Genomic DNA, 25,224 nt, shown 5'->3' on the forward strand with positions numbered 1-25,224 from the left:
CACCTCATACAGGGTCATCTCACTGTTGGCAGGTGCAATCTGCTTTCTTCTCCTTCTGCCATTTTGTTTTTTTCTGGTTGGCGACAACATCGACCAGCAGATACACTTGAGATACCCCAGGTTATTGGAAATTTCAATTTCTTGTGGTCGCCATCTTTTTCGGATTATTCTTCCTGCTATGGGCGACCTATACCCAGTGGTTCATTGGTAAAGGTACCCCTGCTCCTAACGCACCGACTCAAACGCTGGTGGTAGTTGGTCCGTATAAACTGTGCAGAAATCCAATTGAACTCGGGGCAATATTTTACTATACGGGGATCGGGACTCTATTTGGCACTCTCACTGTTGGTTTCATTTGCGGTACGCTTGGGTTTGTTTTCGGAACTCTCTATCACAAACTTATTGAAGAGAAGGAGCTGGCGTTACGTTTCGGTCAGGATTACCTTGCCTATAAAAAAGAGGTTCCTTTTTTATTTCCAGCTATCAGGAAATCCAAACCAGGTGGGAGGTTCCTGAAATCGTGAACGTGCAATACTCACAAGCTTGGGAATTGGGTGATTGTTCACGCCTACCCACCTGTCAGTAACGCAATCAGTTAAGCAAGACGATACCATTTTCATTGACTCGTACATAGGCGTTGCGACATGCCGGGGAAAACGAGGGCGTCTCAGGCTTTTGCCACTTTTTTTTCGGTTTCGCTCAGGAGGGTGAAGGGGAGCTGGTTGCGCTCGGTAAAACTTTTGTGGGATGCCTGACTGTCGGGGCTGATGCCGAATACCACAATGCCGCGCTGGATAAACTCCAGAACATTGTTCCGGTAATCCCACAATTGGGCAGTACAGATCGGGGTATCGTCACTGAGGTGAAAGATGATGAGTACATTTTTCCAATCAGGTCAGGACTTGCTACAATATAGGGGTGTCTTATAGCCAAGGTTGACTTACGGGCGATAGTGAGCGCTTCGGCTTTTCATTTTTAACGGGAATTTGGCGCCCTTCTTCTCAATATTTGTATTTGGGTTGTGAACAGAGGAAGGCAGTGCAACGGAGTGCTTTATGACGCAGCTTTTTGATATTTCTTGCTGTAATATTTGACGGCGTAAGATTATTTTGCTATACTTTATGAGGTTATCCGTTTGGCAAGGCAAGCGCTCTTTTGCGACTCACTTGCTGGAGGGTGGGTATGATGTTCGAACCATTCTGGATTAATGGGGCATAAAGATGTAAGCACCACGATGATTTATACGCATGTTTTAAACAAAGGTGGTCATGGTGTAAAAAGTCCTGTTGATATGTTTATCGCTGGTTTAGACTGATCTGTATAAACCGGCAGGATAAATTAGTTTTGTTTCTCCATATCATTTATAGAAAATAAGTTAAGTGCTATATCTGAATAATTCGGAAGTTGTCTTATACAGAAAGCAGCTTTCTACTTTTCCAGAATTAGGCAGATCAGTCTAAACATTGTTAGATAAAAATACTCCCTGATTATTTGTTGATTTTCATTTCAAAAAATAATATTAAAAGAATTTATTTAAATCCTTTATTGATTACGTTTTTTATCCATATTAAAAAGAAGTAATTGCTATGAAACATATAACCGCTACGGACACCCTTGAGTTATCAGTCCCGGAGAGAATTCAACTGGTAGAAGACATATGGGATACGATATCTAACGAACCTGAAGCTGTCAAGTTATCGCACGAAGAAAAAAAAATAATTGATGAACGTTTGGAAGCATATCACAGAAACCCCACATTAGGTGCTCCGTGGAAAGATGTTTATAAGAGAATAGTATCTAAGCAATGAAACATCAAATCATAATCAGACCTGAGGCTGAAAATGATTTAAGAGAATCATTCCTTTGGTATGAAGAAAAAAGGCTGGGGTTGGGACATGACTTCTTGCTTCAGATTGAGGCTGGTCTTAAATTTATCCAAAGGAACCCTGAGTTAACCACAGTAGAATATAAAGAAGCAAGGAAGCACATCATTAAAAAATTCCCTTATAAAATAATCTATCTCACTACTGTCCGGCTATAAGTTGAATAAATCTAACTAGTTAGAGGCATAGGTGTTCTCAATTGTGCCAGCAGAATTCGTAACTAATTGATTTATATCGACTTTCTCAAAAACACTGACACTCAGGATTTGTAGAAAAGTGTAGAGAGATATATCTAAATTCATGCGTTTTTTTATTAATGCAATAAGCACATATACTGAGATTGCTGTCCAAATTTGTGTTTTAACAGCGTTTTCTGAAGTACCATAAAACGCCTTAATTCGCAAATGTTGTTTAATCCATTTAAAGAAAAGCTCAATCTTCCACCTGCTTTTATAAAGTTGTGCAATGACCTGAGCAGGAAGAATAAAATTATTTGTTAAAAACACATAAAGTTTACCAGTTTCAGGATCAGCATACTTGATTCTTCTCATCTTATCCGGATATTCTTTTGCTGATTTAACACTTGTAAGCATTATAGTTTGGTCACATCGAACATTGGTAGATTCATTGACTGAATGAGAGTATTGTCGTCTAAAACTTAAATTTGATTTACCTCTTGTGACAAAGAATGCTTGAGATTCATTAATATGAAACAATCGCTCAAAGTCAATATAACCACGATCCATAATGTAGAAAGAACCCGGCTCAATAATTAGCATATCGAGGATATTTACATCGTGAACCTTGCCATCAGTAATGGCTATAAAAGAAGGAATACTGCCCCGTAAGTCTAATAATGTGTGTATTTTAACAGCCCCTTTGTGTGTCCGAAACTTTGCCCAAGGAAACAAGGAAAGACACAAATCAATCGTTGTCGAATCTAAAGCATAAACAGTTTCATCAAGTGTCACGCCAAATGAATCTTTACAATATAGTTCTCGTGCTTTATGTATCAGGATTTGCGCAAAATCCTGGTAAATCCTCCAATCTCTTTTTTCATTTGCATCGGCTAATGTACTTCGTGCTATTGTACCTCGTATGCCCATGTGATAGAGTTTATTTTGCATACCAAGTAAACAGGTTGTAATATCTCGAAGACTTTCTCGATAGGTTAATTGAGCAAAAAATAAACAGAGATATTGATCCAGGCAGGTAAACGATTGTACCTTATGATTACCTCCGTAACGTTTGACACAAACTCTAAATTGATGAATAGGCAAATGTTCCTGGAGTTGAGCAAAAATGGTTTTTCCTGTATACATTTATCATCCCTTTTCTAAAAATTATGGAATGATAAAAATAACAAGTTTTTTTCAAGTCGGTGACGATCAAAAACGTATCGTAACTTGTTTTATTATTGGGCGATAAACAGTGTTAATTTTTTCAACAACCGGACACCAGTGAATCTATCTATTCAAAAATGATGCAATTTTTGTTCTGGCAGTGCTTCATGGCAAAAGAAGTACAGCCTTATTAAAAAACAGAATAGACTGCATCTAACAAAATCACTTCACCTGTCTGTCGGCTTCGCCGCCAGCAGGTGACCTTTTCGTTAGGTTTCATACACAACACGCACGCTTCGCAAAATGGATAGCTACCAAGACCCTCAGCACGGTAAGACTTATATTAGTCCGAGTCTTGACTCATTTGGTGAGCCAAAGCGGAAGGTGCGCATTGCCACAAAGCTCATTGAGCATCCAGAGAGCTACGCTTTTGCTCAGATCAAAAACGAAGTCGTGCTAAGACATAAGGAAGATGCTAAGACCTGTATTACTGCCAAGTTTTTCGAAGATGATCGCGGAATCTTTGTACCTGCCACTCGAAGGCAGTGGCTCAATGAAAATTTCTGACGAGGAACTGCGCCGAGTCGTACTTTCCAACGTCCAAGCTCAAGCTCTTTTCCAAGATAATCAAGAGCTATTCGCTGAAGTCATTCGTTCAGCCGTAACAAAGGAGGATGTTGTAGCTGTCGGGTATCGCAAGCGTCAATTGCAGGTTTTCCAGCAACTTCTTGAAAATGACGAATACTTCAAAACGGTCAAGACGCAGAAGCAATGTAACAGCGAAGCAGTGTGGCAAAAATTCTTTGAGAAAAATCCGTGGATTTTTGGCTACGGATTAAGCTACATCCAATTATCCACCCTTGATGACAGGAAACTTGAGCAAGTGGTTCACGGTCACACAGTATCAGAGCACGGAAAGAGAGTGGACGCGCTGCTTAAAACTCGCGGGGTTATCTCAAGCCTCTGCTTCGTCGAGATAAAGACACACAAGACAGAGTTACTCAAATCCCGGCCCTATCGGGTTGGTTGTTGGTCACCATCAGATGAGCTTTCGGGCGCTATCGCGCAGGTTCAAGGCACCGTTGTACTCGCCACTGAAACGATAAAATCCAAACTCGCTCTCACGGATGATGTTGGAAATCCAACTGGCGAAGAGGCTTTCAACTACATGCCCAAATCTTTTCTTGTTGTTGGCAGCCTTCACGAGTTCGTCGGTGACCACGGCGTAAATCAGGAGCGGTATCGTTCGTTCGAACTGTTCAGGCGCAATACAAACAGCCCGGAAATAGTTACGTTCGACGAACTTTACGAACGAGCACGATTCATCGTTCACCAAAATGAAACCTAACCCTACATTCAACCCGGACTACGCAAAAAGCGCGTAGCCGGTTAATTTCACGTTAGCCCGCACAAAAAGCAGGCACATTTTATACATTTCTGAGAGAATAATATGTTCCGATATGATCTAAATAGTCTTTCCCCTGAGTTATTCGCTAAGTTGTGTAATGCCTTATTAATCCGAACGGTCTCGGAAAAAATAAGACCATTTGACACAGTAGGGTCTGACGCTGGACGTGACAGCGATTATGATGGTAAAGGAAATGGTGATTATTCGGAATTAGAAGGATATTGGATTTTCCAATATAAACATCACGATGTATCACGATTAGGCGTGAAAGAAGCTCGAAATGTTATTCGCCAAGAGATATCTTCTGAACTTAGACATTTGTTCGAGCCGAAAAAGAAACAACCCGATATTTACATAATGATAACGAATGTTCCTTTTTCTGGCGTTGTAACCGTTGGCACACATGATTGGTTTAGCAAGGAGATAACAAAATACTCATTAGTACATGCAGAAATATGGGACTACACAAAGCTCGAGTCAATGATTGATGCTAATTATGAAATCCATAAATCTTTCTTTCCTGATCTAACATATACACAGAGTTTTTTCAAGCAGGTCACTGATCGTCTCTCATCCTCAATATTCTGGGAAGGCTTTGAACAGTTATTAAATGTCTCTTCTCAATCTGTCATAGTGTTTCGCTCAAGATCAGATCTGGAATATGCCAAGAATCTTTTATGGGAGCTGTACGACAACCTTAATATCATAATAGGTGTTTTTTCTACTATAAGCAATTACGTTTATAGTTGGCCTGAATTTATAGATGTTGCGGAGATTGCTGTACAAAATCCAGAATACAAGATTAGCTTGGGAGAGCATCACTGGATTGAACATGGGGGTGGTGGGGGCAGTCGCAATATTTGGACGGTTCTCCGTGTATTGATTAAAAAAGCTGAAAATCACTCGTGGAGTGCTCATCAGCAAGTAATGGAAATCGCAGAACGTTACAGTAGTGTCGCAAAAACTATTGCCGAAAATTCCAAACGGTTTTTTAATGAGAGCGATTATGATAGCTTTTATAGAGAGAATGACTTCCTTGTGACTCCCTTACAGTTTATAAGATTCAAAACCGTTCAAGATGTTTTGGATTCCCTAAATCAGCTAATTATGTCCAAAGAAAATGGTCATCAAGGATCACTCGAGGGTGCATGGAAAGCGACTGAAGCTTTTCATAATGCAATATTATTAACAGATGGGTTACGTCGGAGTGTAAAAGAAACCCTGAAGCAACTTGATTCATCATTAATAATGAGCGAGAGCCAGACCAAACAGGGTAATAAGTAGTAGACAATATCCATTTGATGTAGATTTTGCAAAAAACAACATTTCGTCTCAGAAAAATCAAGGTCATAATCTACGTAAGGGAAATGAATTATTAGGTAAGGTTAGCGAACAAATGAACAAATAGATAAAGTCCTCCCCAAGCAAAAAGCGGGCTAACAAAGCGTGCACTGGACGCTGGGGTACGGTGCGGCTTTTTAAGCATTTTTCTGGCTTCGAGTTTTTTCTGCTCCCAAGCAGAGTCCGCGCCCGCCCCAGCGCCAGTAACGCAAACCGTTAGGCGCTACTGTACAAATTAAGGAAACAGAAATGAATGATGTTCTGCTTGTAAATATTACATGGAACCCGAAAAACTGGACAAACAGATATATTAATCCACGAGCAGGGCATGAATACGCCAGACAAAATGCTGGACACGAATCACTCAACTTCAAATTTGATAAACGAGATATTGATACAGAAAAATTTATACACGGTTTCGTTCAATGGACAAATCCCCCAAAAAAGTTTCAGAACGGAGGATTAATTATTTTTTACACAAAAAATATTGACTATAAAAAAGGACAAGTTGTGGGAGTCTACGGCAAATCCGAAATTATTGATCCGCAACAGCACTTTGTTGTTAAAGGTTTTCAAAACAACCAATATAGCATTAACATCAGAGCCGAAAAGCGGTTTTCGATTTTATTCCCTGTTCCCCTTTCTGCAGACAATTACAAAGCCAAATCAAGTGACAGAATGGTTCCACAAGTTGGATTCACTTATAAAGACAACATATTTGCGAAAAAAATTCTCTATGATGAACTTGTAGAATTATCTAACACAGGTATTTTGCAATCCGATTACAAAAAGCTCTCTGATATTTACGAATACTATGTCGAAGAAAAATTCGAACTTCCGTATTGCTCGCAAGACGAAAAAGAGCAGGAAGAACTTGCCCAATTCTATAAACAAGCAAAGATAAAAGAAGAAATTCTTGATGAGCTAAATAATCTACAACCGTCGGATAGTGAAGAAATTATTGTGAACAAAAAAACATATAAACGAGACAATAAGACAATTGCTCAAATAAAAATTCTTCGGGACTTCAAATGCCAAATTTGCGGAGTAACAATTACAAAAAAGGATCGCAGTAAATATATCGAAGCGGCGCACATCAAAGCGAAGCATCAAAAAGGCAGAGAGACTATAGATAATATAATTTTACTTTGCCCCAACCACCACAAAGAATTTGACTTAGGCGATAGAATAATAAAATCACACGATAGCAATTTTATTGATTTTGTACTCAACGGGCAACAGTACAAAATCAGTTTGACAACAGGACAATAAAAGCAGCTAACAAAGCGTGCACATGACTTGTGGGATTCTGTGGCATTTTCGAGTATTTTTCTGGTTTCGAGTTTTTCGTGCTTCCGAACAGAATCCACACCCGCACACACGCTGGTAACGCTAACCGTTAGGAGTTTAAATTATGAAATTGAAATTGCATGTTTTCTTGTCAGTCGCATTATGTCTTGCTTGTTCCGATGTTTTTGCGCAAAGCTACAGGTACGATGTGCCTGTGACGCTCGAAGGTGTTCTGGTTTCATCGATAGCCGATCCAGAAATTACGTACGATGAGAAATCGCATCAGTTCCCTGCTGTTAGGCTGCACAAATCTATATCGGTGCTGTGCGCACCAACGGAAACCGATTGCCAACCGGAGTTAGGCGTTACTTTATTGCATTTGGTATTAAAAAAACCAGATATGGCTAAATTCAAGAGTTTGAAAGGCAAGCCTGTCAAGTTGAATGGGACTCTGTTCCACTCTGACAATGGTCACCATTTCACGTCGGTGTTATTGGATGTTGGATCAATCATCCCCTAACAATGCGGTCGTGAGGGTTGCTCCGCAATCAGCGCTGCTGATCGCTCCGTGCCCCTCACCTAAATATTAGGCCCGCGAAAGCGAATTCCGCACTCACGGGTTCTTAATAACTGCGGCAAACCAATAAAAAGGAGGATAGAAAATGGCAGACTTGAGAATCTCCAGAAAGGGCATAATTCAAGGGGAATTCACTCTTGAACAGATCATTGATGGAGCGCGGACGGGCAATTTTCTGCCTTCGGATGATGTCTTGCAAAAAGGAAGCTCAAGCTGGACGAAGCTCGGCAATATTGAGGGTGTTGAGTTTCCAAAGCCTATAGTTCCGTCTCCGCTTGTGGAGTGTGAGGCTCCGCCCCGTCCACCGGAATACAGCGGTATCTACCGCTCTTCCGACCAGAAAATGCTGACAGGATTTTGTGCGGGGATAGCGCATCGTTTCGGTATCCATCATGGAGTTGCCCGCTTTGCATTCGTCATACTCATCATCATAACCAGTAGCATTTTGTTTTGGATTTACTGGCTAAGCCTTCTCTTGCCCAAGTTGCCGACGAAAGATGTAGCTTGATTTTGCAGCAAAATCGGAGAGCATTTGTTTGTTACTGCATATTCTATTGCTATTATCGTGTATCTGCTTACCTGGAATTGTACTCATATTGCTAATGCTGTTGTGCGGCCAAAAATCGAATCTCTGTGTAGAGAATTCGGCTATGAACCGCCAATAATTTGTACACCACAAGAACTGATGGAGGGCTGATTTTATGTGGCAAGACCCAATAGTAAAAGAAACGCGTGAGCTTCGAGAAGAATATGCTGAGAAGTTTAACCATGATCCCGACGCTATCTTTGAGGATATTCTTAAGCGTCAGAGTCAAACGGAAAAGAGGCTGGTTTCCCTGCCACCGCGAAAGCCCCTGTTTAAACCCAAAGCAGCCTAACACCCATGCCACGAAGCGGTGTTATCTGAGCAGTGATGGGCTTCCGGCAGTTTCTGCTCAGAGGCATAGAAAATGTAAGAGGTGAATGGGAGCTTGTCAGTATTGCCTGGAATCTGAAGCGATTGCATGTGTTACGCCAGATAACGGCTTGAATATTGTGGTAAAAGCGCCTGATTGCCCCTGTTTTATCTCTTCAACAGAAAAAAGTATCGTCATAAATGACCAAAATCAAAAAATAAGGGGACTTGCAGTTTATGGACGATAGCATTGCTATTTTTCCTAAAACGTCAATTCCGACAGGCTGTTTGCAGACATCGCAACAGTCGAATCCCAGGTTGGATCGTCGAAACCCAAGGTCGGCATCATCAGAGAGTCCGTTCTGTCGATTCAAAAGATCCTCGAAGGCGCAGGAGGAAATGTGCTGGGTACCTTGATCGTGGAGTTGGGCAAAATGGCGATGCGCCTGTAGGGTACCGTCTAACAAGGCGTTGCAGCAGACGGCGCTTGCGTGCCGCTGCTGAACGCCATAGCGTTAGTACAGCAATGAAATATGGGTGAACTATGAATGACGAAAGGTTTCAAGACCTTCAGGGACTGGTAAAGCAACAGTCTCTGATGATGGATTCAGTGCCAATTCAAATGTGGTTTCTTACAGACATCTTCACATATGGGCGCGTGAATCAGTGCCATGCAGATTTTATGGGAATGCGCAAGCAGGCTATAGAATTCAAAGCACTACGTTATCTGTTTCCGGCAGATGTTGCTGCCCTGTGCGAGCAATCGAACCGCCAAGTGCTTGAAACACGCAACACCGTAGTCTCCGAAGAATGGCTAACAGATTCAAATGGAGTACGGCATCTACTGGAAATTACAAAGACACCCAAGTTTGACAACAACGGAAGTGTTCAATACATCGTTTGTTGTGCAATAATCATCACGGAACAGAGATCGGCGGCGGCCGCACTCAAGCAACACGAAGAAAATTTTCGATCTTTCATTGAAAAAACATCAGATATTGTTGTAATCGGTAATTGCGACGGAAAGATTATATACTCTAATCCCGTAACCTCTGATAAATTGGGTTACAGTTCCGATGAATTGCGCACCATACAAATACTTGATCTACATCCTAAGTCGGTTCAGCAAGAAGCTACATCCATTCTAACTGATATGTTCACCGGCAAACGGACAACTTGCCCCTTGCCACTTATGCATAAGAACGGCACCATCCTTCCCGTTGAAACGCGGGTATGGTTTGGGAAATGGAACGGAGCAGATTGTATTTATGGCGTTTCACAAGACCTTGGCAGAGAACAGGAGGCTTTGCAAAAGTTTGACAAACTCTTCAGAATGAACCCTGCCTTGATGGCTGTAAGCAGCATTCCTGATAGAATATTTACTGATGTCAACGATGCCTTTCTTCGCATACTTGGTTATTCCGCAGACGAGATTATCGGCAAGACAGGCTCGGAAATAGGTATATTTGCGAATGAAGAAGAACAGGAACGGGTCGCCAATACACTCGCTTGCTATGGCAATATCCATGAAGTTGAACTAAAAGTAAAAACAAAGGCAGGAGTTGTTCTCGATGGTCTTTTCTCGGGCGACATTATCGAGAGTCAAGGTGTTAAGTATTACCTGACGGTTATGATTGATATAACTGAACGTAAACAAGCAGAGGCAGAACGTCAACATACCATTAAAGAACTCCGTCATGCATTAAATGAGATTAAGACATTGCGCGGCATTGTTCCTATTTGCGCAAGCTGCAAAAAGATCAGGGATGATAAAGGGTACTGGGAGCAAGTTGAAGCGTATGTTGCAAAACACACAGAGGCGCATTTTTCCCACGGTATATGTCCCGAATGTATGACAAAATTGTATCCGGAATTCTGCAAGAAAAAAGATATTGGAATAACAGGATAGGAATTTCCTAACAATACCATGCTCACTGACGGAAATCCCACTGTGCTCCGTTCCCGTCAGTGATGTTTAGACGCTCTACAGGAATTGATTCGGCAATAAAAGAAGGATAAACGCTAACGATTCATGAACTGATAACGTTGGATTACGTGATTACATTTTGTTGACTACTTATCAGGGAGATCCATAATGCAGAAACAACGTGAAATGCCTTACGTCGCTCATGTTTTTGTTTGTACCAATGACCGTGGGGGAGAAAAAAAATCGTGTGCAGACAATAACAGTCAACTTACGAAAGACAAGTTAAAACAAGCTGTTGACGAGAAAGGCTGGAAAGGGAAGGTCAGGATTTCCACATCAGGATGTATGGGGCTTTGCGGCAACGGTTCTCATGTGATGATTTACCCTCAGAAGGTATGGTTTTCCGGGGTTCTTCCTGATGATGTGGATGAAATTGTGTCTGCCATCGAACGAATCCTGGAAGATGACTGAAAAACAGGGGATACGCTGAAAATTGCCGAACAACAGTGTTATGAAGGATACTCATGTGATCGGAAAACAAGAATAAGCCAAAAACGGAAAATAAGAATCACCCAGGGTTAGCGCATCCCGGCGGGACGTTCATGAAATCGTGAAGTTGCAATACTCACAAACCAGGGGATTGGGTGATTGTCCGCCTCTGCCCACCTGTCAGTAGCGCCATCAGTGAGATGTGAAGGAGATATGAATTTTCAAATACAACAAATCGGTACCATATTTTCACCCTATAAAACGAAAGCAGAGTGCCCGATTCAAGGAAGTGTTGTGCCTGACGGGAAAGGGCGGATTGAGCTTTTCGCGGAATATGTTGAGGGATTGGAAACAATTGAAACTTTTTCACATCTGATCCTTTTCTATATTTTCGATAGAGCTGAAGTGATTCAATTGTCCCGACCAACATTCCTTGATGATGCAGCTCATGGAGTCTTTGTTTCCCGTCACCCTTGTCGGCCGAATCGAATCGGGATGTCTATCGTAAAGCTGGAGAAAAGAACGAACAATATCCTCGATGTAAGCGAGATAGATATATTAGACAATACGCCTCTTGTTGACATAAAGCCATATCTTCCCCGATTTGATTATCGGGAAAATGCCAATAACGGATGGACGGAAACAAAAGAATTGCGAGAAAAACCGAAACACAGGGAATAACTCAAAACGCTTGTGTTGGGCTTCAGCCGATCATGCTTTGCAGTGCAGATGCAGTTACCGAGCAAGTCACCGAGCAAGTTACCGAGCAAGTTACCGAGCAAGTCGGAGAGGATAAACTGTTGGCCATATTGGAGTTTTGTTCTGCAGCCAGAAGCAGAGAAGAGATTCAGGCATTCTTGGGATTAAAGCATCGCGAACATTTCCGGGCAGAGATTCTGGCTCCTTTGCTGAAAGCTGGCTTTTTGGTACCGACCATACCGGAAAAGCCCAACAGTCCGAAGCAAAAATATGTTGCTGTGAAGGAGCTGGGAAATCAGTGATATTGCTGAAACGCTTTTCTGCCATATGCCGCTTATCAGTTGTTATGCTGCTTTCCCTGCTCTGAGCTTGCTTTACCTCTCTCTCATGTCTACGCCGCATCGATTTTTGCCAGCAGATCCTTCATTGGCTGATAGATGATGGGCAGAAAGTCGCTGTAGGCGAGCAAGACGACCCCATTTTCATCAACAAGCACATAGGCGCGTTGCGACATACCGAGAAAACCGAGGGCGTCATAGGCTTTTGCTACGCTTTTTTCGGTGTCGCTTAAAAGGGAGAAGGGAAGTTTGTTGCGTTCAGCAAAGCTTTTGTGGGAGGCCTGACTGTCGGAGCTGATGCCGAGCACTACAATGTCGCGTTTGGTAAATTCCAGAACATTGTTCCGGTAATCGCACAACTGGGCGGTGCAGACCGGGGTATCGTCACCGGGGTAGAAGATGATGAGTACTTTTTTTCCGGCAAAGTCTGAGAGAGAGATCTGTTTCCCTGCGGAATCGGGAAGGGTAAATGCTGGTGCTTTTGTCTGTTCTGCTATCATGGTTCCGGACGATTTAGGAGGCTGGGCTGCTTTTTGCAACTCTGAAAAGTAATATAGTACTATCGAAGGGTTATGAACTCATATCATTTTTCCCCTTCTTGCGTGATGTCCGGGCGGTCGCAATCTTTTGTTACGAGTGTGGGCTACTCTTTCATCGCTTTCAATCAAGCCGCAGGGCTTAAATTGTTGTGTAATGGCGAAAAAAAGAGAAGGGATGGCCTGTTTTTATTTTAATAAGACAAAAAAAGTCTTATTATCCAAGAGTGAGTTTCAGGGTATGGAGATCATTTTTTATGCCTTTCGAAGTGTTGTAAGTGCGTTGCTGTCTCCGTACAACATTGCATTTTTACTGTGGGCATGAACTCAGTTGTTGTGATAAAGAGAGTTTATTGGCTATTATTCCCTTTCTTGAGAAGGACATAGGCTGTAATAACGAATTTTGAAAGTACTATGGCAGAGATGAAAGTATATTTTGATCACAATGCCACAACCCCGCTGCACCCTGAGGTGAAGAAGGAGATGATTGAGGCAATGGAGATGTTTGGCAATCCGTCAAGCATGCACTCGTGGGGGCGTGAGGCAAGGGCAAATGTTGAGGACGCTCGCGGGAAAGTGGCTGCGTTTATTGGCGCTGATGAACGGGAAATTGTTTTTGTCGGCAGTGGTTCGGAAGCCAATAATACGGTGCTCTCGCTTTTTGTCTGCGCATCGAGTCAGTGTATCCCAGGGGGTAAATTGCGCGGCACCATTATTACAACTAAAATTGAGCATCCCTGCGTTCTTGAGACCTCTGAATGTCTTGCTCATCGGGGAGCACGGGTAAAATATCTCGATGTTGACCAGTATGGTAAAATTGATCTTGACCAGCTTGCCGGTATGCTTGGCGATGATGTTGGTCTTGTATCGGTCATGATGGCAAACAATGAAATCGGCACGTTGCAGGATATTGAGACGATCACGAAAATGGTGCATGAGAGTGGAGCGTTCATGCATACCGATGCGGTACAGGCTGTCGGGAAGATGCCGGTCGATGTCCGGAAACTCGGTGTTGATTTCCTTACTCTTTCAGCTCACAAGATGTATGGCCCGAAAGGGGTGGGTGCTCTCTTTGTGAAAAAGGGTATTCCCTACTGTCCGCTCATCCGGGGCGGTCATCAGGAGTTTGGGCGACGCGCAGGAACCGAAAACACTCTCGGAATTCTCGGTATGGGAAGAGCGGTGGAAATGAGAACGCTTGAAATGCAGGAGGAGGAGGAGCGGTTGCTGCATCTGAAGCAGGTGCTGAGAAGGGGTATTGAGGAGCGTATTGATGATATTCATGTTAACGGTCACCCCACTGACGCTCTTGCCAGTACGCTTAACGTTTCGTTTATGGGGGTAGAGGGTGAATCCATTCTTCTCTATCTTGATCTTCAGGGTATTGCGGTTTCAACTGGTTCGGCCTGTGCTTCGGGTTCTCTTGATCCTTCGCATGTGCTTTTGGCGACAGGGGTCAATGCTGAGCTTGCCCACGGTTCGATCCGTTTCAGTATGGGACGCGAAAGTTCGATGCAGGAGGTTGAGTACCTGCTTGATGTTTTACCACCAATAATTCAACGAATAAGAAATATGTCAACGGCTTATATAAAAGGAGGATTGCATGCTGCAACCAGGTGAATGGGCATATAGCGATAAACTGAAGGAACACTTCATGAATCCCAAGAATATTCTCCAGGGTGAGAATACCGATGATTTTGACGGAGTCGGCATGGAGGGTAATCTGCAGTGCGGTGATCAGATGATGGTGGTTATCAAGGTGGACAAGGAAAAAGAGACCATTACCGACTGTCAGTGGAAAACGTATGGTTGTGCCAGTGCGATTGCCAGTACCTCGGTTTTGTCGGAAATGGTGAAGGGCAGGACGCTCGATGCGGCGTTTCATATCTCTCCCAAGGAGGTTGCTCTGGAACTCGGCGGCCTGCCGGATCACAAGATTCACTGCTCGGTGCTTGGTGACAAGGCGTTGCGTTCGGCTATCAATAACTATTATACCCGCAACGGTCAGGAGGAGAAGGTCAAACAGGAGCAGGTCAAGGTGATTTGCCAGTGTATGAGTATTACTGACCATGATATCGAGGATGCCGTGCTTGAGGGGGCTCGTACCTATTTCGAACTCCAGGAGCGAACCAAACTTGGCACGGTATGCGGTCAGTGCAAGGATGAAGCTGAGCTGCTGCTTGAAAAATTCAAGCATATTCATTTCGGGGCATGAGGCGCACTGAAAAAACGATGTTTGAGAAACAGCAGAGATGATGACGACAGGAGGGAAAAACACCTTTTACATTCATACGTTCGGTTGTCAGATGAACCAGGCGGATTCCGCAACTATAACCTCCCTGCTGCAGCAGGCTGGTTATGTTGCAGCAGAAAGCGAGGATCGGGCCGGAATTATTCTGCTCAATACCTGTGCGGTGAGGGAGAATGCGGTTGATCGTATTGAGCATTATCTGCAACACCTGCAGGGGCTGAAAAAAAGAGATAAACGCTTGATAGTCGGGATTTTAGGCTGTATTCCGCAGCACCAGCGGGAGGAGATGTTTGCCACCTCTCCGGCCATTGATCTTCTTGCAGGGCCGGATACCTATCGAACCCTGCCGCAGCTTATTGAGCAGGCCCGCTCTGGGGCAAAGCCATTCTCGCTGGACTTCAATGTTGCTGAAACCTATGAAGGCATTGATCCGGTAAGGCAGGGGTCAATCAGTGCCTTTGTTCCTGTCATGCGAGGGTGCAACAACATGTGCGCCTATTGCGTGGTACCCTTTACCCGAGGTCGTGAACGAAGTCATCCCTTCCGTGCGGTCATGGGAGAAGTTCAGAAGCTTGTTGCATCCGGTTACAGTGAGATTACCCTTCTCGGGCAGAATGTCAATTCTTACGACGATCCTGAACAAGGAGTGAATTTTGCAGCGCTGCTTGATGCCGTCAGTTGTGCTGCTCCCCAGGCAAGAGTCCGTTTTACCACCTCCCATCCGAAAGATATTTCCGGTGAACTTGTTCGTACCATTGCCAATCGCCCGAACATCTGTAACCATATCCACCTGCCAGTGCAATCCGGCTCAACAGCCACGCTCGGACGCATGAACCGGGGTCACACGATCGAAGAGTACCTGGAAAAAATAGCGCTGATTCGCTCACTTCTTCCCGGCGTTACGCTCTCTACCGACATCATTGCCGGCTTCTGCGGTGAGCAGGAGGAGGATCATCAGGCCTCACTTGAGCTTCTTTCCACTCTTCGGTTCGATTCAGCTTATATGTTTTATTACTCAACCAGACCCGGTACATTTGCCGCACGTACGTTGGTGGATGATGTGCCGGAAGTGGTAAAAAAACGAAGGCTGCAGGAGATTATTGATCTTCAGAATACTATTTCGGGGGAGCTTTTTCAACAGGCGATTGGCTCTGTTGTGGAAGTGCTTGCTGAATCCGAAAGCAAGCGCTCTGCCGAACAGCTCATGGGCCGAACGCCAGGTAATCGGGCAGTGGTTTTCGATCGTGAAGGGTATCGTCCGGGCGATTTGGTGAGGGTGCTGATCACTGCAGCCACATCAGCAACCCTGACTGGCAGGCCCGTGTGAAATGTTGCAAACCTTCCTGTTATTAGGAGTTTTTTATCTTGACTGGTATTTGTAAATTGCCCTCTTTACTACCCCTATCATTTAATCGGCCCCTTTTTGGGCTTCGGAGAGAAGTAACACATGGCAGTTTCCGCAAAACCCGGGTTTACCGATAAAGTACGAGCACATCTTGAGCTTCTCGATCCTGTTACCTGGATCAGTGTTTTTCCCTGTCTTGCCGGAGGAGTCATGGCGTCAGGAGCCATGAAGGGTACGCTTCACGATTATCTGTTGCTTTTCGCTATTTTTTTGATGTTTGGTCCGCTTGGTACCGGATTCAGTCAGTCGGTCAATGACTGTTTTGATCTTGAACTTGACCGGATCAATGAGCCAACCCGTCCGATTCCTTCAGGTCGTTTGAGTGAAAAAGAGGGATTATGGAACAGTATCATTGCCCTTTTGCTTGCCATGGGACTTGGAATATTCATGGGAGTGCATATTGGAGGATATCGTGGCTGGGTTATCGTCTCCTCGATTTTTGCCGCACTTCTTGTCGCCTACCTCTATTCCGCTCCACCCTTCAAGCTGAAAAAAAATATTCTCACTTCAGCTCCTGCTGTAGGCTTTTCCTATGGTTTTGTCTCGTTTATATCAGCAAACGCCCTGTTCGGCGATATCCGTCCGGAAGCGATCTGGCTTGCCAGTCTGAACTTTTTCATGGCGGTAGCCTTGATTATCCTCAATGACTTCAAGTCGGCAGAAGGTGACAAGGATGGTGGGCTCAAGTCACTGACAGTCATGATCGGTGCAAAAAAAACGTTTCTGGTCTCTTTTATTATTATTGACCTTGTTTTTTCTGTTCTTGCTTACCTCTCGTATTCATGGGGGTTTATGATTCCCGCGTTTTTTGTTCTGATTGGCCTTGTTTTGAATCTGGTTCTTCAGGTTCAGCTTTTGCGAGATCCGAAGGGTGGAATTTCGTTCTTGCAGGGAGCCGTTGATGATGGATTCGGCAATGCAATCGGCAAGAGTGATATTCAGGAACACAACACCTTTCTCCGGTTTCAGGTTGCCAATAACATTCTCTTTTTACTCAACAATCTGCTTGTTGCCGGTATGGTTGGATTGAAGTATATCACTGTTCAATAATTTTTTTTACAGAGGCTTTATAACTTACTAACCATGATGCCATTATGGATACTTTACAGGTAACCTTTTTTTCACTTCCAGTAGTATGGCATAACGCACTGGTTACATTGATGACCTTTGTCTATGTCTTCAGCGTTCCTCCTCTGATGGATTATCTGGTGACCAATCACTCTCTTCCCCGCGATATCAGTCGCAAGATTACGCACATTTGTGCCGGATCAGCCATTGTTTTTCTTCCTCTTTTTGTTGATGGACACTGGTCACAATATCTCAATATTACGGTTTTTGCTGTATGGACACTGCTGCTCATCCAGAAAGGGCTTTTTGCTGCCGAAGATGACCAGGCGGTTAAAACCATGACCCGTACCGGCGACAAACGTGAACTGCTTAAAGGAACCCTTTATTTTGTGCTTGTTGCCATGATCTGTGGTACACTCTATTACAAGCAGGCTGCAGGAGTGATGGCCATGGCCATGCTCGGCTGGGGAGATGGTCTTGCACCGATCATTGGTACCCGATATGGAAAAATGAAATACCATATCCTCAGTGATAAAAGTGTTGAAGGGAGTATTGCCTTCCTTGTCGGAAGTCTCTGTGCCGGACTCTTTTTTGTTCATCTCATTGTGCCGGAATCGTTTGATGCAGGAAAAATCCTCGTTATCGCCCTGATTGCAACGATTGTTGAAGGAGTAAGCCCCAAGGAGGTCGATAACCTGACGATTCCTTTTGCCGTTATTGTCGCCTCCGCATTTTTGTGAGATGAGCGTATGAAGAAGGGAGAGACGCAGCCTATTTATTTCATCAGTGATCTGCATATTGGTCTGCAGGATGAAAAAAGCGAGCAGCTCAAGATGGAAAACCTTGAACGACTTTTTGCCATCATCAAGGCGGAAGGTCGTTCGCTTTATATGCTTGGTGATATCGTCGATTACTGGATGGAGTTTCGCCATCTCATTCCAAAGGGGTTTACCCGTTTTTTGTGTCTGTTGTCGGACCTGGTGCGCCACAATATTGAGGTTGTTTATGTTGCAGGAAACCATGATTTTTATCTCGGGCGCTACTTTGACGATGAGCTTGGCATAAAAACGCTCTATGGTATGCATGAGCTGCTTTACGATGGTCGCAAATTCATTTTTGCTCATGGTGATGGCCTGGGTAAAGGGGATCTTGGTTACAAGCTTTTTGCCCGCCTGGTCAGGAATCGCTTCAATCTTGCTCTGCTGTCGGGGTTTCATCCGGATCTGGCTATAGGCATGATGAAAATGTTTTCACAGTTCAGTCGTGCGCACAAGCCTCCTGATCGTGTGTTTCAGACAGATCGTTTGTTAAACTTTGCCGAATCCCTGGTGGTCGAACAGGAGTTTGATTACTTTGTGTGTGGTCATAACCATGTCAAGGGAATCAGGGAGCTGTCCGCTGCTCGCAGCAGCTATGTCAATCTGGGGACATGGATTGATGGCAGTTCACCCTATGGAGTGTTCCAAAATGGATTTTTTCAGCTCAGGGAGCTATAACGTTAATATCAAGAGGTAGTTGCTGTTATGGATAGTATTAATCAGGTACTGAAACTTGGTTTGCCGAAAGGAAGTCTGCAGGATTCCACCATCGATCTTTTCGCACAGGCGGGGTTTCATTTTTCCGTTCAGAGTCGTTCCTATTTTCCTTCCATAGATGATGATGAGCTGGAAGCTATCTTGATCAGGGCACAGGAGATGGCTCACTATGTCGAGCTGGGTGCTTTTGATGTTGGATTGACGGGTAAGGACTGGATTATTGAAACCGATGCAGATGTTGTCGAGGTTGCCGATCTGGTCTATTCCAAAGCATCGATGAGGCCGGTTCGCTGGGTACTTTGTGTTCCTGAAAGCTCGACGGTCAGGTCGGTCAAAGACCTTGAAGGGAAGCATATCGCTACCGAAGTAGTCAATATTACCAGGAAGTACCTTGCAAAAAACGGGGTCAACGCCATGGTGGAGTTCAGTTGGGGTGCAACTGAAGTGAAACCTCCCGACCTTGCCGATGCTATTGTTGAGGTTACTGAAACGGGTTCTTCGCTCCGGGCAAACAAGTTGCGTATTGTTGATACCATCCTTGAATCCAATACCAAACTGATTGCCAACAAGGCGTCATGGAATGATCCCTGGAAGAGAGAGAAGATCGAGAATATGGCCATGCTTTTACTTGGAGCTATCAACGCCCAGGGTAAGGTTGGACTGAAAATGAATGCCCCGAAATCAGCGATCGACAAAATCCTTGCCATTATTCCGGCCCTTCGTCAGCCGACCATCTCCAGTCTTGCTGAAGAGCAGTGGGTTGCCCTTGAGGTTATCGTCAGCGAAAAAACGGTACGCAAGCTGATTCCTGAGCTTAAACGGGCTGGTGCAGAGGGGATTTTCGAGTATAATATCAATAAACTGATCGACTGATAGCTTTTGCCTGATTTATAAACCCTGCAGGCTGCCCGCAAGGGCGGCCTTTTTATGGTCGCCATGCTCCTTTATCAGATAGTGGTACTGCTTTCATTACTGCTCTTTCTTGGCATTTTGCTCAGAAACATGATCGACTTGCCGGGTATGCCGGAGCACTGCCCTGAACAGGGTGTGCTTGTGTCGGTTCTTGTTCCGGCTCGCAATGAAGCGTTGAACATTGAGCGCTGTGTGCGATCACTCATGCGGCAGGAGTATGCTCCATTCGAGATTCTTGTGCTGGATGATGACTCAACCGATGCCACTCCTGAGCTGTTGCGTCGTCTCGTCGTGGAGTCGGGCGGAAAAGTGCGGATCGTGCAGGGAGAAGCGCTTCCCGATGGATGGCATGGGAAAAGCTGGGCATGTTCCCAGCTTGGTCATCAGGCAAAGGGTGAGCTTTTGCTCTTTACTGATGCCGATACCACGCATAAACCGGATGCACTCAGGCGTACGGTTGGAGCCATGCAGGCATCAGGAGCCGATATGCTCTCCCTGATGCCCCATCAGGAGCTTGGCTCATTCTGGGAGAAGCTGGTGGTGCCGCTGGTTCATGTTATTCTCATGTGCTACCTTCCGCTCCGCTTTGTGCGGACGAGCAGAAGGGCTGCTTTCTGTTTTGCCAATGGTCAGTTTATTCTTTTCCGCAGGGAGTGTTACACCCGTATTAATGGTCATGCCGCAGTCAGGGAGGCCATTGTTGAAGATGTCTGGCTCTGCAAGAGTGTGAAAAAAGCAGGTGGTACCGTTGTAGCCTTCAATGGTTCCGATATCGTCAGTTGCAGGATGTATCATAATTTCAGGGAAATTTGGGAAGGGTTTTCGAAAAACCTCTTTGCAGCTCTCGGTTACAGTACACCTGGTCTTTTTGTGCTGATTCTGATGATTAGCGCACTTTATCTTGTGCCCTGCCTCTTTTTCTCTTACGCACTCATTGCCGGTGAATTCACGGTCTCGCTTTTCTGGCTTCCCCTGATGCAGATGATGGTTGCTCTTCTCTGCAGGATCTTTATTGCCCGTATTTTCCGTCAGTCACTCGCAATGACCTTGTTGCATGTCTTCTCACAGGTCGTTCTTTTGGCCATCGCCTGCAACTCATTTTATGCTATAAAATTCGGAAAAGGTGCGAGTTGGAAGGGAAGGAACTACAATTTTTCCTGATGGAGCGGGAGAATTCGGGGAAGGTGATAATTTTTTTTAAATTGGCACTTCGCATGTAACGTATCCATCCAGGCGATCTGGTGCCACCAGAAGAGTATCAATTCAAACAAGAGCATAGCTTATGGGTTTCTTATCGAAAATATTCGGGAAAAAAGAGGTAGAACTGAAACTTCCAAAGGTTATTGAAGATGTCAACCTGATAAAGACGATGGAAGGTCATCTCGACAGGGTGCTTGGAGTGAAGTTCAGCGCAGATGGCAAAAAACTGGTCAGTGGCAGTTTTGATGAAACGGTGATGCTGTGGGATGTTGCGTCCGGGCAGAGTCTCTTTACCATGAAGGGGCATGAAACCTGGGTTGAGTGTATCGATTTCAGCCGCAATGGCAAACTGCTTGCAAGCGGAAGTACCGACAGTACGGTAAGAATATGGGATGCTGAAACCGGCAAATGTCTTCATGTCTGCAAAGGTCATGATACGGCAGTGCGTATGGTGGCGTTCAGTCCGGATAGTAAAGTTGTGGCGAGTTGTTCACGCGATACAACAATCCGGCGGTGGAGTGTTGAGACAGGAGAGGAACTTTCAAGGCTTCTGGGTCATAAATCCTATATCGAGTGTCTTGCCTACAGCCATAATGGTAAAACAATTGCCAGTTGCGGCGAGGAACCTGTCATCAAAATATGGGATGTTGAAAGCGGAAAAAACAGTGCGAATTACAGAACAAACGATCGTCTCTCTCATGCATTGGCCTTCAGTCCGGACGACAGGTTTATTGCGTTTTGTGGCCGCGATGCAATGGTCAAAATTCTTGATGCTGCAAGCGGAGAGATTACCAGGGTATTTGAGGGCCATCAGGACGCTGTCAGAAGCGTTTGTTTCACTCCGGACGGCTCCAGGGTTGTCAGTGCGGCTAATGATGAAACAGTAAGGTTGTGGGATATTGAGAGCGGCAAACAGTTGCATCTCTATCGGGGTCATGTGCTTGAAGTGCAGTCTGTTGATGTCTCTCCCGATGGAAAAATAATTGCCAGCGGAAGTGATGACCGCAAGATCAAGCTCTGGGCAATCAGATAGAAGGGTTACTGCATAGGTGTTATCGGGGTCGGGAGCTCTTTCGGAAGGCTTTCTGCTTTTTTTTTGCCAATGTTAAAAAAGTAGCGTAAACTACAGAACTTCCTTTTTGATTTAGCTGAAAGTGAGTAAATTAATTTTACGAAAAATAAATTCATTTTTGAGCGCCTCATGTCGAGGTTCGCTCATTGTAACGCCAAGTTTAACTGGCAAAAATAAAAAGAGGTAGATATGGGTACTCAGGTTGAAGGAACAGTCAAATGGTTCAACGAAGAAAAAGGTTACGGTTTTATTGAGCAGAAAGGCGGAAAAGATGTTTTTGTACATCACAGTGCTATCAATGGCACCGGACGCAAAACTCTTGTTGAAGGCCAGAAAGTTATGATGGAAGTAACTCAGGGAGCAAAAGGCCTCCAGGCTGAAGATGTAACTCCTCTTTAAATTATTTTCCGGTTACAGGACGGTTTTTCAGACAACAAAGGACGCACTATCATGCGTCCTTTGCTGTTTGGTGCTGCAGAGGCAGTATTGGGAAGAGGGTATCCATCCTTTTTCCGAAGCCGTACTGAAAGTTCAAAAAGAATCTTTGTCATCCATTATTAAACCATCGTCAGTAATGGCCAGCGAACCAGACCTGATTCCGGGTATCTACATCTATTGCGATCGCTGGTGCGAGCGTTGTGCATTTACCTCGCGCTGTCTTCAGTTTCGTCTTGAGGCGGAAGAACGGGAGGGCGTGGAGGCCTTGCAGAATTTTGACGCATTGAATCTGCAGTTCTGGGAGGAGATGGGAGAAGCGCTGGTGCAGGCTATGCGTCTTATCCGTGAAATTGCCGTCAGAGAGGGTCTTGAATCTGCTGATCTGCAAAAGGAAACCGTTCACTCTGAACCACCCGAAACGTTCCAGCATGATGCTCGAGAGCACCCCTGTGCGAGCGCTGCCCTTCTCTACGCCGGAATGGTTAATGAATGGTTTGCTATTGCTGATGAACTTCCCGATACGGAAGAATCTTTGCTGATCCATCCACCGCCATCTCTTGAAGAACCGATCCAGGTTATCCGGCATTACCAGTATTTTATTTACCCTAAACTTGTTCGTGCTGTTGAAGGGCGCCTCAGCGGAGAGGCTTCATCAGAGAGTGAGATGGAGGCTGACGGATGTGGTACAGCCAAAGTTGCCTTGATTGCCATTGATCGTTCTCTTGCCGCATGGAGTCTGATTTATGGGGAGTATCCTTCCGAAGAGGACAGCACGTTATCAATTCTGGTGCATCTTGACCGATTGCGCCGTTCAGTCGAAGTCCTCTTTCCCGCAGCGCGGGCCTTTATCCGACCGGGATTCGATGCATAGATGTTCCGGAGATTTTTTTCTGAACAAAACCTTTATCCCAGCTTATATGCTTCATACCAACGAACAACATCTTGTAGAATTTCTGCTCCAATGTCAGCCGGGACAGCCCAGAACCCGAGGCAATTGGGAGGTTGACCATCAGGGCAGGCCCTTTCTTCTTCCCTCCATCGGAGGCATTACCCTGAATGTTCAGGTTGGCGACCCTGCATTCGGCTGGCAAGGCGATCATATTGAGCCGGGCGTCAGTTGCACCGCAGATACGCAAAAACCTTTCGAGCATCCCAATGTTGGCCTGCAGATGTACTCCTGTGCGGGAAATATCGCTACCATCGCTACCGGGGAGGCCAAAGGCTCAACAGGACGTGTGATCGGTCATCATGGGGGATCGGAGCATGTGATTGTCGATTTTGAACGCGAGGCCAAAGAGAAGCTGCTCTACACCGACACCATCATCATTCGTGCCAAAGGGCAGGGGCTGAAGCTGATGGATTATCCTGATATTACTCTTTTTAATCTCGATCCAGCCTTGCTTCATGCCATGAAGATTCGGGAAGCTGAAGGCTGTGTGCTTGAAGTGCCCGTCACCACTCTGGTGCCTGCAGTCTGCATGGGATCGGGTATTGGTTCTGCCCATGTGGCAAAAGGGGACTACGATATCATGACCAGTGATGCGGAAACCGTTAAAGAGTACGGAATTGACAAGATTCGACTCGGCGATTTTGTTGCTCTGCAGGATCACGATAATCGTTTCGGCAGGGCATACCGGAAAGGTGCGATCACGATTGGTATTGTCGTGCACAGCGACTGTCTTGAAGCTGGTCATGGGCCGGGAGTCACCACTCTTATGACCTCCGCCTCGCCGTTGATCAGGCCAGTTCTGGATCCGAAAGCCAATATCGCTGACCTGTTTGGTATTGGTACGATTTTCGCAAGGGGATGAATCCGTGACGTTTCATCCCTGGTTTCGTTGTGCTTGTCCCCGGCTCCTGTGGTTGCCGGTATTGCACAGATTGAAGCGGCATTGGGACTGAACATTTGTTAGCGGTATTCAGTAATTCTGCAGGTCGTTGCTCTGTGGCATTATGATTATTCGCTTTATAATGTTGTTTTTTTTAAATAAAAACTTAACTTATAAGTGAAGTTTTTATTTGGGTTGCTGTTCCTGGATCAAGGTTGATCGTAAGCGTAGCTTGAAATGATTGTAGTTGTGCCATTATTGGTCGAATGGATTCAAGCAATTCACATTAAAGTGCCTGTCGTGTGTCAGGGGTTTGTTGCGTTTTTTTACCAATAAGGTTATGTGGTTTTAACGGTGCAATGACTTGTGATGTGCTATAATGTGAGCTGTAGCGTGCGGGAATGAATCAGAAATGAAGGTTTGTATATTTAATGTTGGTATACTATACTGAGTGTCGTGTGTGCCGGTTTGGTGCATTTTTTTTGAAAAAAGATAAATAGATATTGTAATCATGCCTGTAACAAAGAACGAAGAGCCGACTTTGACCCACAACGGTAAAACGTACAACGTTTCAGAATTGTCTGAAACAGCACAAAAACAATTGATGAACGTTAAGATTGCTGATAATGAAATCCGGCGTCTGCAAATGCAGTTGGCGATTGCCCAGACGGCTCATAATGCCTATCAGCAGGCGTTGATTGAAGCACTTCCTTCGCAGGAGTGAGACTGGTCTGCTCCTAAAGGTTTTTTCTGCAGCCATCTGAAGCTCATTCAAACAGCTACAGGTG

At 44.8% G+C, this 25,224-nt stretch carries 28 protein-coding genes and 2 pseudogenes; 27 read left to right on the forward strand and 3 right to left on the reverse strand.

Annotation, left to right across the window (positions count from 1 at the left end):
* The first annotated feature begins 143 nt into the window (after positions 1-143).
* Positions 144-524 (forward strand): methyltransferase family protein, encoded by a 381-nt coding sequence (locus PPHA_RS01750; protein WP_012507173.1) that lies wholly within the window; start codon positions 144-146, stop codon positions 522-524.
* Between the two features lie 143 nt (positions 525-667).
* Here the strand turns inward: PPHA_RS01750 and PPHA_RS16590 are convergent, their stop codons facing one another.
* On the reverse strand, positions 668-829 hold the full coding sequence (locus tag PPHA_RS16590) for a redoxin domain-containing protein (protein WP_317623600.1): 162 nt from the start codon (positions 827-829) through the stop codon (positions 668-670).
* Positions 830-1,145: 316 nt separating this feature from the next.
* Here PPHA_RS16590 and PPHA_RS15385 point away from each other — a divergent pair.
* The 3 genes and pseudogenes from PPHA_RS15385 to PPHA_RS01765 form a co-directional block, all read left to right on the forward strand.
* A pseudogene (locus tag PPHA_RS15385) lies at positions 1,146-1,315 on the forward strand (tyrosine-type recombinase/integrase); the annotation flags it as partial.
* Positions 1,316-1,586: 271 nt separating this feature from the next.
* On the forward strand, positions 1,587-1,808 hold the full coding sequence (locus PPHA_RS01760; protein ID WP_012507174.1) for an addiction module protein: 222 nt from the start codon (positions 1,587-1,589) through the stop codon (positions 1,806-1,808).
* Positions 1,805-2,041, forward strand: coding sequence for a hypothetical protein (locus PPHA_RS01765; RefSeq protein ID WP_012507175.1), 237 nt, complete (start codon positions 1,805-1,807; stop codon positions 2,039-2,041). The genes PPHA_RS01760 and PPHA_RS01765 overlap by 4 nt, the downstream gene beginning before the upstream one ends.
* Positions 2,042-2,056: 15 nt before the next feature.
* On the opposite strand, the gene PPHA_RS01770 is transcribed toward PPHA_RS01765, so the two are convergent.
* Positions 2,057-3,205 (reverse strand): IS4 family transposase, encoded by a 1,149-nt coding sequence (locus PPHA_RS01770; RefSeq protein ID WP_012507176.1) that lies wholly within the window; start codon positions 3,203-3,205, stop codon positions 2,057-2,059.
* Positions 3,206-3,779: 574 nt separating this feature from the next.
* Here PPHA_RS01770 and PPHA_RS01775 point away from each other — a divergent pair.
* The 10 genes and pseudogenes from PPHA_RS01775 (at position 3,780) to PPHA_RS01815 (ending at position 12,154) form a co-directional block, all read left to right on the forward strand.
* A complete protein-coding gene (locus PPHA_RS01775; RefSeq protein ID WP_012507178.1) occupies positions 3,780-4,574 on the forward strand; it encodes a Shedu immune nuclease family protein in 795 nt (264 codons plus the stop codon).
* Positions 4,575-4,676: 102 nt separating this feature from the next.
* Entirely contained in the window at positions 4,677-5,918 is a 1,242-nt protein-coding gene (locus tag PPHA_RS01780; protein WP_012507179.1) for a hypothetical protein, read from the forward strand.
* A 306-nt stretch (positions 5,919-6,224) separates the two neighbouring features.
* Complete coding sequence (locus tag PPHA_RS01785; RefSeq protein WP_012507180.1) at positions 6,225-7,247, forward strand: HNH endonuclease; 1,023 nt, start codon at positions 6,225-6,227, stop codon at positions 7,245-7,247.
* Positions 7,248-7,389: 142 nt separating this feature from the next.
* Positions 7,390-7,785, forward strand: a complete 396-nt coding sequence (locus tag PPHA_RS01790; protein ID WP_012507181.1) for a DUF4431 domain-containing protein — start codon at positions 7,390-7,392, stop codon at positions 7,783-7,785.
* A 142-nt stretch (positions 7,786-7,927) separates the two neighbouring features.
* Complete coding sequence (locus PPHA_RS01795; protein WP_012507182.1) at positions 7,928-8,350, forward strand: PspC domain-containing protein; 423 nt, start codon at positions 7,928-7,930, stop codon at positions 8,348-8,350.
* Between the two features lie 399 nt (positions 8,351-8,749).
* A pseudogene (locus PPHA_RS15395) lies at positions 8,750-8,872 on the forward strand (transposase); the annotation flags it as partial.
* Between the two features lie 409 nt (positions 8,873-9,281).
* Positions 9,282-10,646: a PAS domain-containing protein gene (locus PPHA_RS14430; RefSeq protein ID WP_012507184.1), complete on the forward strand. Its 1,365-nt coding sequence runs from the start codon at positions 9,282-9,284 to the stop codon at positions 10,644-10,646.
* A 186-nt stretch (positions 10,647-10,832) separates the two neighbouring features.
* Positions 10,833-11,135, forward strand: a complete 303-nt coding sequence (locus PPHA_RS01805) for a (2Fe-2S) ferredoxin domain-containing protein (RefSeq protein ID WP_012507185.1) — start codon at positions 10,833-10,835, stop codon at positions 11,133-11,135.
* 231 nt (positions 11,136-11,366) lie between these two features.
* Positions 11,367-11,834: a tRNA (N6-threonylcarbamoyladenosine(37)-N6)-methyltransferase TrmO gene (gene tsaA, locus PPHA_RS01810; protein ID WP_012507186.1), complete on the forward strand. Its 468-nt coding sequence runs from the start codon at positions 11,367-11,369 to the stop codon at positions 11,832-11,834.
* A 32-nt stretch (positions 11,835-11,866) separates the two neighbouring features.
* On the forward strand, positions 11,867-12,154 hold the full coding sequence (locus tag PPHA_RS01815) for a Fic family protein (protein ID WP_012507187.1): 288 nt from the start codon (positions 11,867-11,869) through the stop codon (positions 12,152-12,154).
* Between the two features lie 89 nt (positions 12,155-12,243).
* Here PPHA_RS01815 and PPHA_RS01820 read toward each other — a convergent pair whose 3' ends face one another.
* Complete coding sequence (locus PPHA_RS01820; protein ID WP_012507188.1) at positions 12,244-12,690, reverse strand: peroxiredoxin; 447 nt, start codon at positions 12,688-12,690, stop codon at positions 12,244-12,246.
* 459 nt (positions 12,691-13,149) lie between these two features.
* Between PPHA_RS01820 and PPHA_RS01825 the strand changes: the two genes are divergently transcribed.
* The 13 genes from PPHA_RS01825 to PPHA_RS01885 all read left to right on the forward strand — a co-directional run bounded on the left by PPHA_RS01825 (position 13,150) and on the right by PPHA_RS01885 (position 25,160).
* Positions 13,150-14,346 (forward strand): cysteine desulfurase family protein, encoded by a 1,197-nt coding sequence (locus PPHA_RS01825; RefSeq protein WP_083765341.1) that lies wholly within the window; start codon positions 13,150-13,152, stop codon positions 14,344-14,346.
* Positions 14,330-14,941, forward strand: coding sequence for an iron-sulfur cluster assembly scaffold protein (locus PPHA_RS01830; RefSeq protein WP_012507190.1), 612 nt, complete (start codon positions 14,330-14,332; stop codon positions 14,939-14,941). The genes PPHA_RS01825 and PPHA_RS01830 overlap by 17 nt, the downstream gene beginning before the upstream one ends.
* A gap of 40 nt (positions 14,942-14,981) precedes the next feature.
* The gene (miaB, locus tag PPHA_RS01835; RefSeq protein ID WP_012507191.1) at positions 14,982-16,304 is read left to right on the forward strand and encodes a tRNA (N6-isopentenyl adenosine(37)-C2)-methylthiotransferase MiaB; all 1,323 of its coding nucleotides are present in this window, start codon (positions 14,982-14,984) and stop codon (positions 16,302-16,304) included.
* 120 nt (positions 16,305-16,424) lie between these two features.
* Entirely contained in the window at positions 16,425-17,432 is a 1,008-nt protein-coding gene (locus tag PPHA_RS01840; RefSeq protein WP_012507192.1) for a UbiA family prenyltransferase, read from the forward strand.
* A gap of 44 nt (positions 17,433-17,476) precedes the next feature.
* Positions 17,477-18,190 carry a diacylglycerol/polyprenol kinase family protein gene (locus tag PPHA_RS01845; RefSeq protein ID WP_012507193.1) on the forward strand — a complete coding sequence of 238 codons (714 nt, stop codon included), beginning with the start codon at positions 17,477-17,479 and terminating at the stop codon, positions 18,188-18,190.
* Between the two features lie 9 nt (positions 18,191-18,199).
* Positions 18,200-18,946 (forward strand): UDP-2,3-diacylglucosamine diphosphatase, encoded by a 747-nt coding sequence (locus PPHA_RS01850; RefSeq protein ID WP_012507194.1) that lies wholly within the window; start codon positions 18,200-18,202, stop codon positions 18,944-18,946.
* Between the two features lie 27 nt (positions 18,947-18,973).
* The gene (hisG, locus tag PPHA_RS01855) at positions 18,974-19,858 is read left to right on the forward strand and encodes an ATP phosphoribosyltransferase (protein ID WP_012507195.1); all 885 of its coding nucleotides are present in this window, start codon (positions 18,974-18,976) and stop codon (positions 19,856-19,858) included.
* Positions 19,859-19,912: 54 nt separating this feature from the next.
* Complete coding sequence (locus PPHA_RS01860) at positions 19,913-21,058, forward strand: glycosyltransferase (protein WP_012507196.1); 1,146 nt, start codon at positions 19,913-19,915, stop codon at positions 21,056-21,058.
* A 121-nt stretch (positions 21,059-21,179) separates the two neighbouring features.
* Positions 21,180-22,130 carry a WD40 repeat domain-containing protein gene (locus PPHA_RS01865; RefSeq protein ID WP_012507197.1) on the forward strand — a complete coding sequence of 317 codons (951 nt, stop codon included), beginning with the start codon at positions 21,180-21,182 and terminating at the stop codon, positions 22,128-22,130.
* A 228-nt stretch (positions 22,131-22,358) separates the two neighbouring features.
* Positions 22,359-22,568 carry a cold-shock protein gene (locus tag PPHA_RS01870; protein ID WP_012507198.1) on the forward strand — a complete coding sequence of 70 codons (210 nt, stop codon included), beginning with the start codon at positions 22,359-22,361 and terminating at the stop codon, positions 22,566-22,568.
* A gap of 175 nt (positions 22,569-22,743) precedes the next feature.
* Positions 22,744-23,478, forward strand: coding sequence for a hypothetical protein (locus PPHA_RS01875; RefSeq protein ID WP_012507199.1), 735 nt, complete (start codon positions 22,744-22,746; stop codon positions 23,476-23,478).
* 46 nt (positions 23,479-23,524) lie between these two features.
* A complete protein-coding gene (locus tag PPHA_RS01880; protein WP_041526384.1) occupies positions 23,525-24,418 on the forward strand; it encodes a DUF4438 domain-containing protein in 894 nt (297 codons plus the stop codon).
* 529 nt (positions 24,419-24,947) lie between these two features.
* Positions 24,948-25,160, forward strand: a complete 213-nt coding sequence (locus PPHA_RS01885; protein ID WP_012507201.1) for a DUF6447 family protein — start codon at positions 24,948-24,950, stop codon at positions 25,158-25,160.
* The last annotated feature ends 64 nt before the right edge of the window (positions 25,161-25,224 follow it).

It is taken from the genome of Pelodictyon phaeoclathratiforme BU-1, assembly GCF_000020645.1.
GTDB lineage: Bacteria > Bacteroidota > Chlorobiia > Chlorobiales > Chlorobiaceae > Chlorobium > Chlorobium phaeoclathratiforme.

Bases quoted from the DNA above. Each gene is read 5' to 3' on its own strand.
- PPHA_RS01760 (WP_012507174.1), top strand. From the start codon at position 1,587: ATGAAACATATAACCGCTACGGACACCCTTGAGTTATCAGTCCCGGAG.
- PPHA_RS01765 (WP_012507175.1), top strand. From the start codon at position 1,805: ATGAAACATCAAATCATAATCAGACCTGAGGCTGAAAATGATTTAAGA.
- PPHA_RS01770 (WP_012507176.1), bottom strand. From the start codon at position 3,205: ATGTATACAGGAAAAACCATTTTTGCTCAACTCCAGGAACATTTGCCT.
- PPHA_RS01775 (WP_012507178.1), top strand. From the start codon at position 3,780: ATGAAAATTTCTGACGAGGAACTGCGCCGAGTCGTACTTTCCAACGTC.
- PPHA_RS01780 (WP_012507179.1), top strand. From the start codon at position 4,677: ATGTTCCGATATGATCTAAATAGTCTTTCCCCTGAGTTATTCGCTAAG.
- PPHA_RS01785 (WP_012507180.1), top strand. From the start codon at position 6,225: ATGAATGATGTTCTGCTTGTAAATATTACATGGAACCCGAAAAACTGG.
- PPHA_RS01790 (WP_012507181.1), top strand. From the start codon at position 7,390: ATGAAATTGAAATTGCATGTTTTCTTGTCAGTCGCATTATGTCTTGCT.
- PPHA_RS01795 (WP_012507182.1), top strand. From the start codon at position 7,928: ATGGCAGACTTGAGAATCTCCAGAAAGGGCATAATTCAAGGGGAATTC.
- PPHA_RS14430 (WP_012507184.1), top strand. From the start codon at position 9,282: ATGAATGACGAAAGGTTTCAAGACCTTCAGGGACTGGTAAAGCAACAG.
- PPHA_RS01805 (WP_012507185.1), top strand. From the start codon at position 10,833: ATGCAGAAACAACGTGAAATGCCTTACGTCGCTCATGTTTTTGTTTGT.
- tsaA (WP_012507186.1), top strand. From the start codon at position 11,367: ATGAATTTTCAAATACAACAAATCGGTACCATATTTTCACCCTATAAA.
- PPHA_RS01815 (WP_012507187.1), top strand. From the start codon at position 11,867: ATGCTTTGCAGTGCAGATGCAGTTACCGAGCAAGTCACCGAGCAAGTT.
- PPHA_RS01820 (WP_012507188.1), bottom strand. From the start codon at position 12,690: ATGATAGCAGAACAGACAAAAGCACCAGCATTTACCCTTCCCGATTCC.
- PPHA_RS01825 (WP_083765341.1), top strand. From the start codon at position 13,150: ATGAAAGTATATTTTGATCACAATGCCACAACCCCGCTGCACCCTGAG.
- PPHA_RS01830 (WP_012507190.1), top strand. From the start codon at position 14,330: ATGCTGCAACCAGGTGAATGGGCATATAGCGATAAACTGAAGGAACAC.
- miaB (WP_012507191.1), top strand. From the start codon at position 14,982: ATGACGACAGGAGGGAAAAACACCTTTTACATTCATACGTTCGGTTGT.
- PPHA_RS01840 (WP_012507192.1), top strand. From the start codon at position 16,425: ATGGCAGTTTCCGCAAAACCCGGGTTTACCGATAAAGTACGAGCACAT.
- PPHA_RS01845 (WP_012507193.1), top strand. From the start codon at position 17,477: ATGGATACTTTACAGGTAACCTTTTTTTCACTTCCAGTAGTATGGCAT.
- PPHA_RS01850 (WP_012507194.1), top strand. From the start codon at position 18,200: ATGAAGAAGGGAGAGACGCAGCCTATTTATTTCATCAGTGATCTGCAT.
- hisG (WP_012507195.1), top strand. From the start codon at position 18,974: ATGGATAGTATTAATCAGGTACTGAAACTTGGTTTGCCGAAAGGAAGT.
- PPHA_RS01860 (WP_012507196.1), top strand. From the start codon at position 19,913: ATGGTCGCCATGCTCCTTTATCAGATAGTGGTACTGCTTTCATTACTG.
- PPHA_RS01865 (WP_012507197.1), top strand. From the start codon at position 21,180: ATGGGTTTCTTATCGAAAATATTCGGGAAAAAAGAGGTAGAACTGAAA.
- PPHA_RS01870 (WP_012507198.1), top strand. From the start codon at position 22,359: ATGGGTACTCAGGTTGAAGGAACAGTCAAATGGTTCAACGAAGAAAAA.
- PPHA_RS01875 (WP_012507199.1), top strand. From the start codon at position 22,744: ATGGCCAGCGAACCAGACCTGATTCCGGGTATCTACATCTATTGCGAT.
- PPHA_RS01880 (WP_041526384.1), top strand. From the start codon at position 23,525: ATGCTTCATACCAACGAACAACATCTTGTAGAATTTCTGCTCCAATGT.
- PPHA_RS01885 (WP_012507201.1), top strand. From the start codon at position 24,948: ATGCCTGTAACAAAGAACGAAGAGCCGACTTTGACCCACAACGGTAAA.